Source organism: Sinosporangium siamense, from assembly GCF_016863435.1.
GTDB classification, from domain to species: Bacteria; Actinomycetota; Actinomycetes; order Streptosporangiales; family Streptosporangiaceae; genus Sinosporangium; species Sinosporangium siamense.
The window spans coordinates 158,466-175,551 of the sequence record NZ_BOOW01000018.1 but is presented as its reverse complement, the minus strand read 5'-3'; the positions used below and the strand labels follow the sequence as shown (position 1 = coordinate 175,551).

The window sequence follows — 17,086 nt, the reverse complement described above, 5'->3', positions numbered from 1 at the left end:
TTTGCAGTGTGCCACAGCCCGTCAACATCTGGCACATTGATCTCAGGATCCGAGATGCCAGGTGAGACGACGAAGTGTCGCCGATAGCCGGGGGCAGGTCGGGGCAACAATGACCGACATGAAGACGACCTACCTCGATCCCATGGTCGGACAATATGTGCTCGCCCACACCACCCAGCCTGACGACCTGCTCGAAGAGCTCCGCGTCGCCACCCGCGAGCTCACCGGAGAGCGGGCCGGCATGCAGATCACGCCCGACGAGGGCCGCTTCCTGACGATGATCACCCAGCTCAGTCGCGCCAGGACCGCCGTCGAGATCGGCACCTTCACCGGCTATTCAGCCATCTGCCTGGCCCGCGGCCTCGCCCCCGGCGGCCGGCTCCTGTGCCACGACATAAGCGAGGAGTGGACCACGATCGCCCGCCACTTCTGGGACAAGGCCGGCCTTTCCCACCTCATCGATCTCCGCCTCGGCCCCGCCGCCGAAACCCTCAAAAACCTCCCCGAGGAACCCGCCCTAGACCTCGTCTTCATTGACGCGGACAAGTCCAACTATCAGCGGTATTACCACCTCGTCATGCCCCACCTGGCCTCCGGCGGCCTCATCCTGGCCGACAACACCCTGTGGAGCGGCCTCGTCGCCGACCCCCACGCCGGCGACGAGGCCACCATCCTCATGCGCGAGTTCAACGACATGGTCCTCCACGACGACCGCGTCACCTCGGTCATCCTGCCGATCGCCGACGGCCTCACCTTGATTCGAAAGAATTAGCGAAAGCTCAGGTAGATCCCCAGACACCGAACGCCTGGCCTGGCTACTCTGGGTGGCGACGAAAACACTTTGCGTCGGCCTATGGGAGGGGGAGGATGCGGGCATGGACCTGCTCGTGGACACACAAGAGGCGGCAGACCGCTCGCGCTCGACGGCCACCGCCGAGCCTCTGGACACCTACCTCGCGCTCTGCGCACAACACGAGAAACAGCGCGTTGAAATCATCGACGGCCGGGTCGTGACGAACCCCGTGCCCAGCATCGACCACAACCGCATCGTCTATCGGCTCCAACGGCAGCTGGCCGGAAGGGCGGAGGAGGAGGGCTGGGAGCTCCTCTCGGAGAGCAAGATCTTCTTCGCCGCCCAACTCGACCGCTACGAGCCGGACCTCATCGCGATCCCGGAGAACGCCTCCCTGTGGGACGCCAACCACGTCCACGCCGAAGAGATCCTTCTGGCGGTCGAGGTCGTGTCCCCAAGCAGCCGGGAAACCGATCACACGGTGAAACCACAGACCTACTCGATCGCAGGGATCCCCCTCTGCCTGCTCATCCATCCACTGCCACGACAGGCCAGACTGCTCAGCCGCCCGTCCGGCACCGGATACACCCACGAGGTCAAGATCGACCTAGGCCACCCCCTTGACCTCCCCACCCCCTGGAAAACCACAATCGACACCGCCAAACTCATCACCTCCTGACCCCGGCACTCCGAGCCCGCCCCCTCGGCACCCCTCCAAGACGCCCGCCCCTGCCCGCGCCACCGGGACACTTCGCCTGCACCCCCAGACGCGGCGTCCATACGGGGGCGGCGCTCAGCTGCGGGTCCAGAAATCGGACACCCCTCACGCACGCGCCCCTTCGAATTCCCCCACACCACGACAGCTCATGCCACACACCGCCCCCACAGCCGTACACACGGCTCGAAAGTGTTAGCGAATATTTCGCCAAGCGCAGGACCACGGAGAGATCGACTCGCTACCTTGAGTTGCGAGAAATCGCGTTGCGTTACCATCGTGGGAGGGGATGATGTGGGCATGTCAAAGGTTCTCGAGCGGGCTGGGGCGGCACACATGGGCACCAACCGAGACATTCACGCGGGCCACGACGATCTACACGCGCGCTACCGGCAGACCTGTGAGCTCTGGTCGGACCGACGCGTCGAGATCATCGACGGCAGAATCGTGGTGAGGGAGTTGCCCACCTTCAACCACGCCACCATCGTTTATCGGCTACTGCTCCAGCTCATTCCTTTCCTCACGGAACAAGATTGGGTGGCCGCCTTCGACCTCAAGGTTTTCCTCGGCCTTCACGAAGACCGCTATCGGCCCGACATCACCATCACGCGCTCCTCCCCGCAGATGTGGGACGCCGAGCACGTCCACAGCGACGACACCCTCCTGGTCGTCGAGGTCGTCTCCCCCAGCAGCGCCAAAGACGACCACGAGATCAAAGCGCGCAACTACGCCAAAGGACATGTCCCGCTCTACCTGGTGATCGACCCCTTCGAGCAGGTGGCCAGGCTCCTCAGCCACCCCACCGAGTCGGGCTACGAACAGGAGACGACCGAAGCACTGGGCAAACCCCTCGAACTCCCCTCCCCATGGGAGGTCACACTCGACACCGCCAAACTCACCGCCTCCTAACCTCGAAGCCCGACCGCCCCCCAAGAACCGCAAGAAGGTCCGCCAGACCGGTGACATCGCTCCCCCAGACCGCCGAAGCGGGCGCGGGGGAGCGATCATGTCGTGACTCTCGTCAGGAAAGACGACCTCATTCCCGAGGAGCCGAATGAGTTAGCAGATCTTGTGGATCCAGTCGTGGGTGTCGGGGCGTGAGCCGTACTGGATGCCGACGAGTTCCTCGCGGACGCGGAGGGTGACGGGGCCCGGGGTGCCGTCGCCGATGGTCCAGGCGCGGTCGGTGCCCTTCACGGAGCCGACGGGGGTGACGACGGCGGCGGTGCCGCAGGCGAAGACCTCGGAGATCTCGCCGGATTCGCAGGCGCTCTGCCATTCCTCGATGGAGATGCGGCCCTCTTCGGCCTTGAGACCGAGGTCGGCGGCGAGGGTGAGGATGGAGTCGCGGGTGATGCCGGGGAGGAGGGTGCCGGTGAGTTCGGGGGTGAAGAGGCGGTCGCCGCGCACGAAGAAGAGGTTCATGCCGCCCATTTCCTCGACCCAGCGGTGCTCGTGGGCGTCGAGCCACACGACCTGGTCGCAGCCCTGCGCGACGGCCTGGCGCTGGGCGACGAAGGCGCCGGCGTAGTTGCCGCCGCATTTGGCATAGCCGGTGCCGCCGGGAGCCGCGCGGGTGTACTCGGTGGAGAGCCAGACGGAGACGGGGGTGACGCCGCCGCTGAAGTAGGACGCGGCGGGTGAGGCGATGACCAGATACTTGTAGGTCTTGGAGGGGTAGTTCACGCCGAGCCCGACCTGAGTCGCGATCATGAAGGGGCGCAGGTAGAGGCTGTGGCCCTCGGTGGTCGGCACCCAGTCGCGGTCGGTCTGCACGAGGAGTTCGAGCGACTCGACGAAGGTCTGCTCGGGCAGGTCGGGCATGGCCATGCGCTGCGCCGACTGGTTGAATCTCGCCGCGTTGGCGTAGGGGCGGAAGGAGACGATGGAGTCGGCTCCCTGCCGGTAGGCCTTGAGACCTTCGAAGAACTCCTGCGCGTAGTGGAAGACGGAGGTCGCCGGGTCGAGCGTCAAAGGCCCGTACGGCAGGAGCGCCGCGTCGTGCCAGCCTCGGCCTTCGGTGTAGTCGATCGAGATCATGTGGTCGGTGAAGGTCTGACCGAAGCCGGGATTGGCCAGTACCTGCTCCCGCTCGGCCGGGGTGCGTCCGTTGGCGTTGAGTTGCACGTCGAAGCTGAGTTGGGGAGCGGAGGTCATGGTGTTAATCCTTCTCTTACTCATCGGCCCTAGGTCCATTGTGCAATGGATCAGGTAATCGGAAACTACTGCATGGCTAGGTGTGCTATTAGGTGCGGGTGGACGAAAGACGTCCCCTGAGCAGGTATGAGACAACAAAAAAGCGCCCAGCGGTCCTTGATGGGGGACCGCCGGGCGCGACGAGCAGAGGCGGCCTTAGCCGGCTACTCGGGCGGCGATGTGGTCGCCGATCTCGCTGGTCGATCGGGTGGCCGCGGTCTCGCGGCGCTCAAGGAGGTCGTCGGCGACGGCCTGCTCGATGCGGGCGGCGTCCTTGGCCAGGCCGAGGTGGTCGAGGAGCATGGCGACCGACAGGATGGTGGCGGTCGGGTCGGCCTTGCCCTGACCGGCGATGTCCGGCGCGGAGCCGTGCACGGGCTCGAACATGCTGGGCGCGGTGCGGTCGGGGTTGACGTTGCCGCTGGCGGCGAGGCCGATGCCGCCGGCGATGGCGGCGCCGATGTCGGTGAGGATGTCACCGAAGAGGTTGTCGGTGACGATCACGTCGAACCTCTGCGGCTGGTTGACGAAGAACATCGAGGCGGCGTCGACGTGGCAGTAGTCGACCGTGACCTCGGGGAACTCCGTCGCGACCCGGTCGGTGACACGAGCCCACAGGTCACCGGCGTAGGTGAGCACGTTGGTCTTGTGGACCAGCGTGAGCTTCCGGCGCGGACGGCTCTTCGCCTTCTCGAAGGCGTAACGCACGACGCGCTCGACGCCGTAGGCGGTGTTGAGCGACTCCTGGGTGGCGACCTCGTGCGGGGTGCCCTTGCGCAGCACGCCGCCGGCCCCCGCGTAGGGGCCCTCGGTGCCCTCACGCACGACGACCATGTCGATGTCCTCGGACGAGACGCCGCCGAGCGGGGTCTGCACGCCGGGGAAAAGCTTGACCGGGCGCAGGTTGACGTAGTGATCAAGCTCGAAGCGAAGCTTCAGGAGCAGGTCGCGCTCCAGCACACCCGGGGGCACGCTGGGGTCGCCGACCGCGCCAAGCAGGATGGCGTCATATGCTCTCAACTCGCTGAGCACGGCATCGGGGAGGGTCTCGCCCGTCTCGTGGTAGCGCTTCGCCCCAAGGTCATAGCCGGTGGTGTCCAGCTTGATCCCCGCCGCGTCGAGAACTTTCAGCCCTTCGGCGACGACCTCGGTGCCGATGCCGTCACCGGGAATGACCGCCAAACGGATGTCGCGTGTATCCTGCATGGCCGTACCCTACCGCCCCGTCTCGTGTGCCGAACACCGATCTCAATATTCGGACCGATGGCCAGGGCCCAAAACCCCGTCCTGTACGGCAAAGCCCAGAAATCCCTTTCCACAAAGGCCAGCCGCGCCATTTCCGGAAATCAAGCCCCGCTCTGGCTCCTTAGCGGCCCGCACCACACCACACTGTGCCGTGCTCTGAGATCCATCCCTCCAGCGGCCCGCACCACACCGCGCCGCGTCTGAGATCCATCCACCCAGCGGTCCGCTCCGCGCCGTCTCCGAGAACCACCCCCCAGCGGTCTCTCCGAGCCGTGTCCGAGATCCATCCGCCCAGCGGCCCGCACCACACCGCGCCGTGTCCGAGATCCATCCACCCAGCCGTCCACCCGCGCCGTCTCCGAAAGCCATCCCCCAGAGGCGCACCCGCTCGGGACACGCCACCAGGCCGGCCAAGACCCCGGCAAGGCCACCCTCAGCGGCTCATGCCGTACTGCACCCCCGATTGGCGTGGCTGCACCCCCGACTGGCGCAAGTCGAAAATATGGTCCCAAGCCTGAGAAAGGGCACGCGCGACCGCCCCGAGTAGGACCCCGCTGTCCCCCAAGGTGCTGGCGACCACCCGGGGACGGAGGGGGCCGAGTTCGGCGAAGCGACTCGTGATGGCGTCCCCGAGGAGGGCGAGGTTGTGGCCCACGCCCCCGGTGAGGACGACCAGTTCGGGGTCCAGGACCGAGGCCACGGCGACGATCAGGCCGCCGATGCGGCGGCCTTCGGCGTGGACGACCTCCAGGGCGGCCGGGTCGCCCTCGGCGGCGGCGGTGAAAACCTCTTTGGCGGTGTCCAAGTGAAGGCCGGCGGCGCGGGCGGCGCGGACGACGCCGGGGGCGGCGGCGAGCGACTCGGTGAGGCCGTGGCGCAGGGTGTCGTCGTCGGCGGGGACGGGTTCGGGGGCGGGGAGGAAGGAGACCTCGCCGGCGGCGCCGCGGGCACCGACGTAGAGTTCGCCGTTGACGACTATGCCCATGCCCACGCCGGTGCCGATGGACACGAGGGCGAAGTTGGCGATGCCGTGGCCCGCGCCGTAGGCGTGTTCGCCGAGGGCGGCGAGGTTGATGTCGTTTTCGATGGTGACGTCGACGCCGAGGGCGGTGCGCAGGCGGTCGCCGAGACCGGAGCCTTCCCAGCCGGGCAGGTTGGGGGCGAAGATCATGCGGTCGGCGTCTTTGTCGTAGACGCCGGGGCTGCCGACGACGGCGGTGATGACCGAGGTCCAGGGGAGCCCGGCTTGGCCGGCGGCGGCCTGGGCGAGTTCGCGGACGCGGCTGACCAGGTCTTCGCTGTTCTTGGCCGCGTTCCTGCCGTCTTTACGGCCGACGAAGCGGCCGCGGAGATCGGCGACGGCGACGCGGATCCAGTCGCGGCCGATGTCGACGGCTCCGATGTGGGCGGCCCCGGCGGTGACGTCGTAGAGCGATGTCACCGGGCCGGGCCGGCCGAGCACTTCACCGGCGAGGTGGACGAGCCCGCTGTCCTCCATGCCGGCGAGGGCGGCCGAGACTGTCGGCTTGGAGAGGCCGGTGATCTTGGCCAGGTCGGCTCTGGAGGCTGGGCCGCGGACGAGCAGATGGTCGAGCAGCAGCCGCTCGTTCATAACCCGTAGCAGGCGTGGGCTGCCCAATTGATCCGACCTGGTCCGCACGTGCTACACCTCCCCCAAGGATCTCCTCAAAGGGGTCTCTTTGAGGTTCATAGTAAATTAGCTTTACTAACGCACCGCTCCACGTACCGTACAGACTGCTGCAAAGCCCCACTGATGGTGGCATTGGGGTAGAGGCTGGAGACGGCGACCCGAGGCGACGACACTCCCAGACCCGCCACCCGGGACGCCAGCGCGCCGGTGAACGGCGCCAGCGCCCGCCCCATCCCGCCGTCCAGCACGACCAGCCGGGGGTCCGTCGTCGCGCAGATGTTGACCACGACCAGCGCCAGCGCGTCCAGCATCTCTTCGACCAGGAGCCGGGCGTGCCGCTCCCCGCGCACGGCGCCCGCGATCACGGTCTGGGCGGTCGGGACCTCCCCCAGCTCGGCCGCGGCACCGGCGTCGCCCGTGACCAGCTTGCGGGCGTCGTCGCGCAGGGCGAGACCGCTGACGCGGTCCTCCGCCCGCACCAGGCCGCCCTCGGGGTCGGCGAGCAGCATCTCCCCGAACTCGGCCGCCGCACCACGCGCACCGCGCACAAGCTCGCCGCCGGCGAACAGGGCGCCGCCGAAGCCGGTGCCGAGGGACAGGAGCACGAAGTCGGGCACCCCGACGGCGTTTCCGGCCGTGGCCTCCGCGAGGCCCGCGAGGTTGGCGTCGTTCTCGACGAGCACCGGCACCTCGAAGGTCTCGACGACGGCGGCGACGTCGAAGCCCTCCCAGCCGATGTTGGTGCCCTGGCTGGCCTGCCCGGTGACGGGATCGAAGACCGCGGGGATGCCGACGGTGGCGTGCCGTACGTCGATGCCGCGGTCCTCCGCCTCCCGCCGCAGCCGCCGCCAGACCAGGGTCAGCACCTCACCGGCCCCGCCGGGCACATCGGTGCCGGTGCGGAACTCCGCCAGGACTGCGCCCGCGGCGTCACCCAGAGCGCCGTGGCATTTGGTGCCGCCGAGGTCGATGCCGATGACACCGCTCACCCGCTGCCACCCGCGGAGCGAAGGCCCTTCGCGGAGCGAAGGCCCTGCACGGGGCGATGGCCCTGCACGGGGCGAAGGTTACCCTCGGGGCGAAGGCCGTTGGCGGCGCCGAACAGGTCGTCGGACGCCCAGCCGTAGCAGTAGTAGATGACGTCGTCGGCCTGGCTGCCGTAGGCCTCCCTGGTCGCCTCCACGAGCTCGGCGGGCGACAGGTTCCACATCTGCACGCCGCTGTAGACGCGGGTGCCCTCCTGGGCGAGGCTCCGCACCCTGTCGTTCTCGTCGCGCACGAACCGCAGCGGGAAACCGTCCTCCTTGAACCGCCGATAAGAGAGGTCGTACGGCAGGCCGAAGAAGTCGAGGAACGCCCGGAATGCCTCCTCACGGCCCTCGTCGTCGGCGGCGAAGTAGTCGATGAAACCCTGGACGTCGGCCCCGCCGCCGAGGCGGTGGTAGGGGAAGTGCTTGAGCCGCGTGCCGTGCTTGGTGAGCTCGGTCAGATCCTGGCCGAGCAACCATCCGTAGCAGGGCGGCCACACGTCGAGCCACAGCTCGACCTCCGCGCTCAGTTCGCGTGTGCGCGCGACGAGCCTCTCGACCATGCGGGTGACACTGCGTTGACGGAACTCCACCCAGGAGGCCAGCACCGGCGAGCCCCTGAAGGAGGTGACCGCCTCGGCGAAGCGCCCCTCGACGAGCAGGCCGGCCACCTCGCGCATGGCGCGGCGCAGATCATCGACGTCGATGCCTGCCTCGGGGAAGCCGCGCAGGCAGGAGTCGCAGAAGCAGCTCAGGATGGAGCGCGGCTCAAGCTCACGGCCGGACCAGTCGGGGTAGCGGATCCGGTCGATCATGATCGTGCGCCAGCCGTAGCGCTCGACCAGGGCCGCGATCACCCTGGCCCACATCTCCACGACGTGCGGGCCGTTGGGGCACAACCAATGGCCCACCCGCTCCCCCTCGACGTCCACGACGCAACTGGCGTCGAGGTCGCCGAGGAAGTCACCGTTCAGCACGTTGATCCACGGCACGATCGTGTACGACTCGTTGAGCGTGGACCTTTGCAACGTTCCAAGGATGTCGCGCCGGTCCGGGTCGGGCTCGACCTTCTGATAGAGGCCGGGATAGACCTCCTGCGGGTCGAAGCCGGTGTAGAGCAGCCCCTCGCCGATGACGACGTCGTGCACCGAGTTGTGCTCCAGCGTGCCGGTCGGGGAGGGATTCCGCTCGAAGATGGTGTTGACCTGGGCGAAGACGTATTCGACGTCGTCCATCCGGGCGATGCGGGAGGCGATGGCCTCGACGCCCTCGTCGTTCACATCCTGGGTGTGGATGTGGATGCCTGCCATCTAGGTGCTCACCCAACCTTTTTCATGACTTCGGGGGCGATGACAAGCTCGTCCGCGCGCACCGTGCCGGGCTTGAGGGCTTTGGTGGCTTCGCCGTACTTGATGAGGTAGCCGAGGCGGGACTTCCAGTTGTTGGGAGCGTCGGCCGCGTAGAACATCTTGTCGGCGTCGGCGGGGGTCTTGGCGAGCTTGACGTAGTCCGTGTAGAACTTGGCGACGTCCGCCGCCTTGTTCGAGGCGCCGTTCTTCTTGTTGGCCCAGTCGGCGATGAAACCGTGGGCCTTGTCCGGGTTGGCGTCCATGTAGGCCATGGTCTTGAACCACACGCGCTGGAGGGCGGCGAGCGCGTCGGGGTGCTGCTTGGCGAACTCGTCGTTGGCCACGAGGCCGCTGAGCGCGATGGCGCCGGGCCCGATCTGGTCGCCGGCGATGAGCGGCACGTTGCCGAGTTCGGTCAGCCGCTGGCGCTGCGGCAGGCCGCCCAGGAAGATGTCGCCGGTGCCGCGCTGGAAGGCCGCGACGCCCGCGTCGGGCTCGAAGTCGGCGACCTTGAGGTCGCTCTTCGGCATGCCGGCCTTCTCCAGGGCCTGGTCGATGACCATGGAGAACGCGGCTCCGCTGGTGGTGACGATCGTCTTGCCCTTGAGCTGCTGGATCGTCGCGACGGCGGCCTTCTCCGCGTCACCGCCGGCCTTGGCGAGGTTCTCCTCGTAGGTGGTGAACTGGCCCTTGCGGGCCATGATGGCGAAGCCGGTGAACACGTTCTGGAAGCCGATCATCCGCAGCTTCGGGAACTGCCCGGCGAGGTTGACGGCGGCGGTGTCGGAGAAGGCACCGACGTCGACGGAGCCGTTGACCAGGGCCGGCGCCATGTTGCCCTCGACGGGGAAGAGCGTCGAGGTGTATTCGAGGCCCTCGGCCGCGAAGAAGCCCTGCTCCTGCGCGAGGTCCCAGGGCGCGTAGTCGAAGTACGGCATGATGCCGAACTTCACGGCCTGCTTCGCGGGTGTGCCGGCGGCGGTGTTGTCCTCGGAGCCGGATCCGCAGGCCGCCAGCCCGAGGGTGAGGGCGCAGCCGAGCGCCAGGACGGCGATCTTTCTCATGAGTTCTCCTTCGCGGCCGCGGCGGGGGCCACCACGGCGGACTTGGGGCGGGTACGGCTTGCGCCGCCCGCGGTGACGTGGCGTTCGGTCCAGCCGGTGTAGCGCCTCTCCAGGCGGCGGATGGCCTGGTCGACGAGCCACGCGGTGACGGTGATGACGGCGATGCAGACGATGATCTGGTCGGTGCGCAGGTAGCGCTGGGCGAGGATCATCTGATAGCCGATGCCTTCCTGCGCCCCCATGAACTCGGCGGCCACGACGAGTCCGAAGGAGGCCGCGGCGGCGACGCGGATGCTGCCCACGAGGGCGGGGACGATCGCCGGCATGACGATGGTCCGGTAGATGCGGGTGCTGCCGGCGCCGAGGGTTCTCGCGGCGCTCAAGTAGATTCTTGGAACGTTCCGAACGGCTTCCACGGTGCTGACCACCATGATCACGAAGCAGCCGAAGACGACGAGGAGCACCTGAGGCACGACGCCGATGCCCAGCCACAGGATCAGCAGCGGGATGATCGCGAGCGGCGGGATCGGCCTGATCAGCTCGACCAGGGGGTCGAGCACGGCGTTGACCACGCGGCTCGACGCCATGAGCAGCCCGAGCCCGATGCCGAGGGCGGATCCGATGAGGAACCCGACCGCCTGCCGGGTCAGGGTGAAGCCGAGGTTGGCGAGGAGCTCCTGCCAGGACTCGGTGACGACGGACATGAGGTCCTGCGGGCCGGGCAGGAAGAGCTTGTCGACGAACCCGCCGAGTGTGAGCACCGCCCACACGGCGGCGACGGCGGCCAGGGAGCCCAGGCTGATCAAACGCAGTCTCATCGGGTGGCCTCTCCCATCATGCGGCGGAGGTCGGTGCGCAGCTTGTAGAAGTCCGCGGTCTCCCGCAGCTCGGGGGTGCGGGGGCGGGCGAAGGGGACGTCGACGACCTCGCGGACGCGGCCGGGCCGCGGGCTGAGCATGACGATGCGGTCCGAGAGCATGATCGCCTCGTCGATGTCGTGGGTGATGAAGACGACGGTCGAGCGCCGTGCCGACCAGGTGCGCAGAAGCTCGTCCTGCATGTGCTCGCGGGTGACGACGTCGAGGGCGCCGAACGGCTCGTCCATGAGGAGGATCTCCGGCTCCACGGCGTAGGCGCGCCCGATGTCGATGCGCTTTCGCATGCCGCCGGACAGCTCGCGCGGGTAGGCGTGGGCGAACTGGTCGAGGCCGAGCAGGGGCAGCAGCTCGCCCACCACCCGTTCGCGCTCGGCCTGGCTCCGCCCCTGCACCTTGAGGCCGTATTCGAGGTTGTCCTTGACGGTGAGCCAGGGAAAGGAGGCGTCGGACTGGAACACCATGGCCCGGTCGGGGCCGGGCCCGGCGATGGGCCTGCCGTTGACGAGGACCTGGCCGGAGCTCTGCCGTTCGAGCCCGGCGAGGATGTTGAGGAGGGTCGACTTCCCGCAGCCCGAGCTGCCGACGATCGAGACGAACTCGCCCTCGGCGATGTCGATGTCGACGTTCTCAAGCGCGGTGACGGTGGTGGAGCCCTTGTTGAAGATCTTGGTGAGGGCCGAGACACGTAGTGTTCCGTGGGTCATCGAACGCTCCTGGCGGGTGGTTCGGCCCCGGCGCCGGGGGTCGGCAGGGGCAGTTTCTGCGGCACGTCGGCCGCGAAAAGGCGGGTGTGGGCGTGGTTGAGCGCGACCGCGATCGCGCCGACCAGCGACGCCCGCGCGCCGAGCGCGCTCGTCCTGATCTCGGCGGTGTTGGCGGCGAGCCGCCGGTAGTGGGGCAGCAGTTCGCCGACCAGTTCGGGCCGCGACCCGATCCCTCCGCCCACGACGATCAGCTCCGGGTCGAGGAAGGCGGTGACCGTGCTCAGCACGAGGGCGATCTGCCGGACGTACGCCTCGACCACCTGGGCTGCGGCGGGTTCGCCCGCCGCCTGGCGTTCGAAGACGGTCTCCGGGGGCGCGTGCTCGCCGGTGAGGGCCTCATAGGCGGCGCTGAAGCCCTGGCTGGAGAGCTTCTCCTCCAGCGGGCCGTGCCGGTGCAGCGACGGCTGGAAGGGGTCGTTCACGAACGGCGCGTAGCCGATCTCGCCCGCGGCCCCGTGGGCTCCGCGGCGGACGGCGCCGTCCATGTAGATGCCCATCCCTATGCCGGTGCCGAGTGCGACGAACGCGAAGTTCGAGCACTCCCGTGCCGCGCCGCGCCAGCGCTCGCCCACGACCGCCATGTTGACGTCGTTGTCGAGCACGATCTCGTGCCCGAGCCTGTCGCGCAGCGCGCCGGCGACGTCCAGGCCCTCAAGGCCGGGCACGTTGGGCGCCAGGTCGAGGTGGCCGGTCTCGCTGTTGAAGACCCCCGGGCTGCCGAAGGCCGAGGTGAGGATCCGCGCCCAGGGGACCCCCGCGTCCTCGGCCAGCCCCACGCACATCGCGTGGATCTGATCGAACACGTGGGGGCCTCCGCGCAGCTCGGTCGCGTCCTCGGCCTGGGAGACCACGGAGCCGGCGAGGTCGCTGAGGGCGACCCGGAGCTTGGTGGCGCCGACGTCCACCCCGATGACGAACCCGGCGCCGGGCTGCATCGAGTAGGTCACCGCGCGCCTGCCGACATCGCCCTGCGACGTGCCGTGCTCGCTCACCCAGCCTTCGGCTTCGAGCTGGCGCACGATCTCGTTGACTGTCTGCTTCGACAGTCCGGTGATCTTCGCGATCTGCACGCGCGAAAGCGGGGCTTCGCGCAGCAGCACCTCGACGACTGCCTGGCTGCTGAGCTGGCGGGTGGATTGCAGCGGATAGCTGCTGGTCATCGCGGTCCTTATCCCGATCGTGACATTAGTTCGCTCTCCTGACGAACTAATGTAACGAGACGGACGAAGGTGTCAAGACCGGACATTTAAATTTGGTGACGGCGTAGATCGTCCATCTCCGCACTCCGAGCACGGAAGCGGTACACGACGCCCTCAAACCCGGGGGTGGCGGACTCAAGAGTAGGATCACCACGATCAGCGGCCCCCCACTGATCCGCCACTCGGCACCACGGGCACATCGTTGCCGCGGGCGGCGAAGGCCGGGAGCGGTCGCGCGGTCGACACTTCCGATTGGAGCCCTGACACAGTGCGGCAGCAGACAGAGCAGGCCGTCATCACTCCCGGACCCCGACCTCACCCCCGCCCTCAACCACTCCACCGACCACCGACGGCGCCCCAGACTCGGATCGGGCGCCGCCGCTCTGGAACGTTCAACGCCACGCGCACAAGACCGTGGTCGTGACCGGCGGCCCACCGCATCGGCGCCGGCGCCACCCGCCCCCGGGGCGCGCTCCCCACAGGCGCGGTGCTTGCAGCCGAGCGGTTAGCGGCCGTCAACCAGAATTCAGGCGACAGCGGCATCCTGCTTATGGCGTCGCCACCCTGGCCGGATGGACGTCGCTGCACGGTGGGCCGGCCCGCGTCTCCGCGGTGCCGCTCGGCACCCTGATCACCAAATCGATCAACATCGGCATGATGCTGCTCAAAGCGGACCGCTCAGTCCGCGACAGGGCGACAGCCGCGCTGTGCGCTTGCGCTGCCGTCGCCGCCAGCTCACTCGCATGTAAGGGCACCACCAGATGAAAGATCACGTACTCGGCATCGACTTCGGGGGCAGCAAGGTCGCCCTCGCAGTGGCGCGGAGTGACAGCATCGACCAGCCCGTCGGTTCGGTGCGACTGCCCACACTGGCCTCCCAAGGCGCGCGTCAGGTCGTGCAGCGGTGCTTCGCCGCCGCCGGCGAACTGCTGAAGGGTGTCGGGCGGTTACGTGCGGTCGGCGTGTCCACATTCGGAGTTGTGCGTGGTGATCGGGTGAGACTCGCCCCCGCCGTCCCCGGCTGGGAGGGTCTGGAGCTGCCTCGCCTGCTCCACCATGAATTCGGGCGCACACCGGTCGCCATCGACAACGACGTCAAGGCGGCCGCCTCGGCCGAACTCCGCTGGGGCGCCCTCCGCGGTGTGGACACCGGCCTCTACCTCAACCTCGGCACCGGCCTGGCCGCCGCCATGGTCGTCGGGGGCAGGGTCGTCTCCGGCGCGCACGGCGCCAACGGAGAGATCGGCTACCTGCTGAGAAGTCCCGGCGAGCCGGGCTTCGCCGCCGGGCACGCCCCTCTGGAGGAGTTCATCTCCGGCCGCGCCCTCGGCGATCGCGGTACGGCACTGCTCGGCAGACCGATCACCGCCTCGGAACTGTTCGCCCGCGGGGGCGACGAGCGGGTCGAAGGTCTGCTCAACGAGGCGATCGACGGGCTCGCGATGGCCGTGGCCAACCTCTGCGTCATGATCGACCCGGAGCGGGTCGTGGTCGGCGGCGGCATGATGGGCGCCGCCCGTCGCATCGTCCCGACGCTGACGGCGGCGGTCACGGCGGCCGTGCCGTTCCCACCCGAGATCATCGCCGCACGTTTCGTCGACGACGCTCCGCTTTTCGGGGCTCTTGCCCTGGCGGCCAACGTCAGCGAACGACGCTGAGCCATTCCGCCCATCCTGCGCGGCGGGATGGGCGGAACTTTACGTTCGCCCCGGCGAACCACAGGTGGGCCGAGGCGAACCCAGGGGTCAGCGACCGCTGGGCACACCGCCGTTGTCACGGCGGTCAAGCGCGGTCTGGACGGCGTCGGCGGCCTCGTCACGGTGGTCCTCGGTGGACGTCCAGGAGTACATCTCGTACATGACCAGATCCAATGCAGTGTGAGAATTGCGTGTGCGCGATCACGCGGCGGCGGACACCGCGGGTGTGCGGTTGGGGGGTCGACGCGTCGGCGGGCGACGGTCGCGAAGAGCGGTCACGGAACACCGTGCGACTCCCGCACGGCGGCGACACGGCGTGAGGCACTCCCGCGGACACGATGGTGGGCGCCGCGTGAATCTCGAGCCCGGGGTCGACCGGGCCGCAATGCCCTGAGATGCCGGGCGATGGTCTCCGCCCGATCACCACACCGGTGGTATCTACCGTGCACTCACGGTAGCACGGCATCTCATTGGATGTCCTAGCATCTCACATGTCGAGATTTCCCGATCATGCCTCGGTACGGCACAGCCCGCGGGCGGCCTGCGCTCGGCGGTGCTGTGCCGTACCGGAACGACAAACGGCTGCCGCCCCTCGCATATGGGGAGCGGCAGCCGCATGGTGTCGGTGGATCAGTCGGTCAGGTCGACCGTGCGGCCGCTTTCGGCGCCGATCTCGTTGACGATCTGGGTGACGACCTCGGGGGCGAGACCGGAGTCGACGGTGAGCGCGATGAGCGCCTTGCCGCCCTTCTGGTCACGGGAGACCTGCATGGAGGCGATGTTGATGCCGTGGTCGCCGAGGAGGCGGCCGACGACGCCGACGATGCCGGGGCGGTCGACGTAGGTGAGGAAGGCGAGGTGATCGGTGGGCTCGATCTCCATGGCGTAGCCGTTGACCTCGACGATCTTCTGGATCTGCCGGGGTCCCGACAGGGTGCCGGAGACCGAGACGGTGCGGCCGTCGGCGAGCACGCCGCGGACGGTCACGACGTTGCGCCAGTCGGGGCTGTCGGAGCTCGTGACGAGGTCGACCTCGACGCCGCGCGTCTTGGCGAGCAGCGGCGCGTTGACGTAGGTCACCGAGTCCTCGACGACGTCGGTGAAGACGCCCTTGAGGGCGGCGAGCTCGATGACGCGGACGTCCTTCTCCGCGATCTCGCCGCGCACCTCGACGTCGAGCTTGGTGGCGACCTCGCCCGCGAGGGCGGTGAAGACGCGGCCGAGCTTCTCGGCGAGCGGGAGGCCGGGCTTGACGTCCTCGGCGACGGCGCCGCCCTGGACGTTGACCGCGTCGGGCACGAACTCGCCGGCGAGGGCCAGCTTGACGCTGCGGGCCACCTGGGTGCCGGCCTTCTCCTGGGCCTCGTGGGTGGAGGCGCCGAGGTGGGGCGTCACGACGACGTTGTCCAGCTCGAACAGCGGGCTGTCGACGCAGGGCTCCTTGGCGAACACGTCGAGGCCGGCGCCGGCGACGCGGCCCTCCTTGAGCGCGGAGTAGAGCGCGTTCTCGTCGACGATGCCGCCGCGGGCGACGTTGACGATGCGGACGCTCGGCTTGACCGTGTGGAGCTCGCGGTCGCCGATGAGGCCGAGGGTCTCCTTGGACTTCGGCAGGTGCACCGTGAGGAAGTCGGCCTGCTGGAGCACCTCCTCCAGCGACACCAGGCGCACGCCCATCTGCGCGGCGCGGGCCGGGGGCAGGTAGGGGTCGTAGGCGATCAGCTCGACGCCGAACGGCTGGAGGCGCTGGGCCACGAGCTGGCCGATGCGGCCGAGGCCGAGGATGCCGACGATCTTCTCGTCGAGCTCGGTGCCGGTGTACTTGGAGCGCTTCCACTCGCCGCCCTTCAGGGCGCTGTGGCCCTGGGCGACGTTGCGGGCGGTGGCGAGGATCAGCGCCACGGTGTGCTCGGCGGCGCTGGTGATGTTGGAGGTCGGGGCGTTGACGACCATGACGCCCGCCTTGGTGGCGGCCTCGACGTCGACGTTGTCCAGGCCGACGCCGGCCCGGGCCACGACGCGCAGCTTCGGCGCGTGCGCCAGCGCCTCCGCGTCGACCTGAGTGGCGCTTCTCACAATGAGAGCGTCGGCTTCGGCGAGGGCGGGAAGGAACTGGGACCGGTCGGCTCCGTCGGTGTGGCGGACCTCGAAGTCCGCTCCGAGCACGGCCAAACCGGCCTCGGACAACTCCTCTGCGACCAGGACAACGGGCTTGTTCACAGGTGGATCCTTCTAAAGGCGGGCTGGCAGGGGCGACGGACCGGCCCCCGGAAGACTCACACAGTCTATCGGCGCTTGTGAACGCATTCACGAGTGCCCAGCATGCGAGACGTCTCGTGGAACGATCGCGTGGGCGTGATAGGCGGGCGGGGTGAATGGGTAGATCAGCGGTCGGGTGCTACCCATCGGGGCCCGATCTCATCCATGGAGACCCCATCTTGGTATTGATCGCAATAAATATTCACGATTAACCTGTTAAGCCGTGGTTCACTACCTATCGTTCGTCC

Annotated in this window: 14 protein-coding genes; 4 read left to right on the top strand and 10 right to left on the bottom strand. The window is 68.4% G+C overall.

Annotated elements, in window-relative coordinates; all coding sequences use genetic code 11:
* Window positions 1-118: 118 nt before the first annotated feature.
* The 3 genes from Ssi02_RS14040 (at window position 119) to Ssi02_RS14030 (ending at window position 2,417) form a co-directional block, all read left to right on the top strand.
* Complete coding sequence (locus tag Ssi02_RS14040) at window positions 119-772, top strand: O-methyltransferase (protein ID WP_307825661.1); 654 nt, start codon at window positions 119-121, stop codon at window positions 770-772.
* Window positions 773-875: 103 nt separating this feature from the next.
* Window positions 876-1,472 (top strand): Uma2 family endonuclease, encoded by a 597-nt coding sequence (locus tag Ssi02_RS14035; RefSeq protein ID WP_204025608.1) that lies wholly within the window; start codon window positions 876-878, stop codon window positions 1,470-1,472.
* Window positions 1,473-1,808: 336 nt separating this feature from the next.
* Window positions 1,809-2,417, top strand: coding sequence for a Uma2 family endonuclease (locus tag Ssi02_RS14030; protein ID WP_204025606.1), 609 nt, complete (start codon window positions 1,809-1,811; stop codon window positions 2,415-2,417).
* A gap of 150 nt (window positions 2,418-2,567) precedes the next feature.
* Here Ssi02_RS14030 and Ssi02_RS14025 read toward each other — a convergent pair whose 3' ends face one another.
* The 9 genes from Ssi02_RS14025 to Ssi02_RS13985 all read right to left on the bottom strand — a co-directional run bounded on the left by Ssi02_RS14025 (window position 2,568) and on the right by Ssi02_RS13985 (window position 12,843).
* Window positions 2,568-3,665: a branched-chain amino acid aminotransferase gene (locus tag Ssi02_RS14025; RefSeq protein WP_204025604.1), complete on the bottom strand. Its 1,098-nt coding sequence runs from the start codon at window positions 3,663-3,665 to the stop codon at window positions 2,568-2,570.
* 195 nt (window positions 3,666-3,860) lie between these two features.
* On the bottom strand, window positions 3,861-4,910 hold the full coding sequence (locus Ssi02_RS14020) for a 3-isopropylmalate dehydrogenase (protein WP_204025602.1): 1,050 nt from the start codon (window positions 4,908-4,910) through the stop codon (window positions 3,861-3,863).
* A 472-nt stretch (window positions 4,911-5,382) separates the two neighbouring features.
* Window positions 5,383-6,609, bottom strand: coding sequence for an ROK family transcriptional regulator (locus Ssi02_RS14015; protein WP_204025600.1), 1,227 nt, complete (start codon window positions 6,607-6,609; stop codon window positions 5,383-5,385).
* A 47-nt stretch (window positions 6,610-6,656) separates the two neighbouring features.
* A complete protein-coding gene (locus Ssi02_RS14010; RefSeq protein WP_204025598.1) occupies window positions 6,657-7,589 on the bottom strand; it encodes an ROK family protein in 933 nt (310 codons plus the stop codon).
* On the bottom strand, window positions 7,586-8,938 hold the full coding sequence (locus Ssi02_RS14005; protein ID WP_204025596.1) for a hypothetical protein: 1,353 nt from the start codon (window positions 8,936-8,938) through the stop codon (window positions 7,586-7,588). The genes Ssi02_RS14010 and Ssi02_RS14005 overlap by 4 nt, the downstream gene beginning before the upstream one ends.
* A gap of 8 nt (window positions 8,939-8,946) precedes the next feature.
* On the bottom strand, window positions 8,947-10,041 hold the full coding sequence (locus Ssi02_RS14000) for an ABC transporter substrate-binding protein (protein ID WP_204025594.1): 1,095 nt from the start codon (window positions 10,039-10,041) through the stop codon (window positions 8,947-8,949).
* The gene (locus tag Ssi02_RS13995; protein ID WP_204025592.1) at window positions 10,038-10,859 is read right to left on the bottom strand and encodes an ABC transporter permease; all 822 of its coding nucleotides are present in this window, start codon (window positions 10,857-10,859) and stop codon (window positions 10,038-10,040) included. Before Ssi02_RS13995 ends, Ssi02_RS14000 begins: the two co-directional genes overlap by 4 nt.
* On the bottom strand, window positions 10,856-11,623 hold the full coding sequence (locus tag Ssi02_RS13990) for an ABC transporter ATP-binding protein (protein WP_204025590.1): 768 nt from the start codon (window positions 11,621-11,623) through the stop codon (window positions 10,856-10,858). The genes Ssi02_RS13995 and Ssi02_RS13990 overlap by 4 nt, the downstream gene beginning before the upstream one ends.
* A complete protein-coding gene (locus Ssi02_RS13985; RefSeq protein WP_204025588.1) occupies window positions 11,620-12,843 on the bottom strand; it encodes an ROK family transcriptional regulator in 1,224 nt (407 codons plus the stop codon). The genes Ssi02_RS13990 and Ssi02_RS13985 overlap by 4 nt, the downstream gene beginning before the upstream one ends.
* An 800-nt stretch (window positions 12,844-13,643) precedes the next feature.
* Here Ssi02_RS13985 and Ssi02_RS13980 point away from each other — a divergent pair.
* Complete coding sequence (locus Ssi02_RS13980) at window positions 13,644-14,540, top strand: ROK family protein (RefSeq protein WP_204025586.1); 897 nt, start codon at window positions 13,644-13,646, stop codon at window positions 14,538-14,540.
* 669 nt (window positions 14,541-15,209) lie between these two features.
* On the opposite strand, the gene serA is transcribed toward Ssi02_RS13980, so the two are convergent.
* Window positions 15,210-16,799: a phosphoglycerate dehydrogenase gene (gene serA, locus Ssi02_RS13975; RefSeq protein ID WP_204025584.1), complete on the bottom strand. Its 1,590-nt coding sequence runs from the start codon at window positions 16,797-16,799 to the stop codon at window positions 15,210-15,212.
* Window positions 16,800-17,086: the final 287 nt, after the last annotated feature.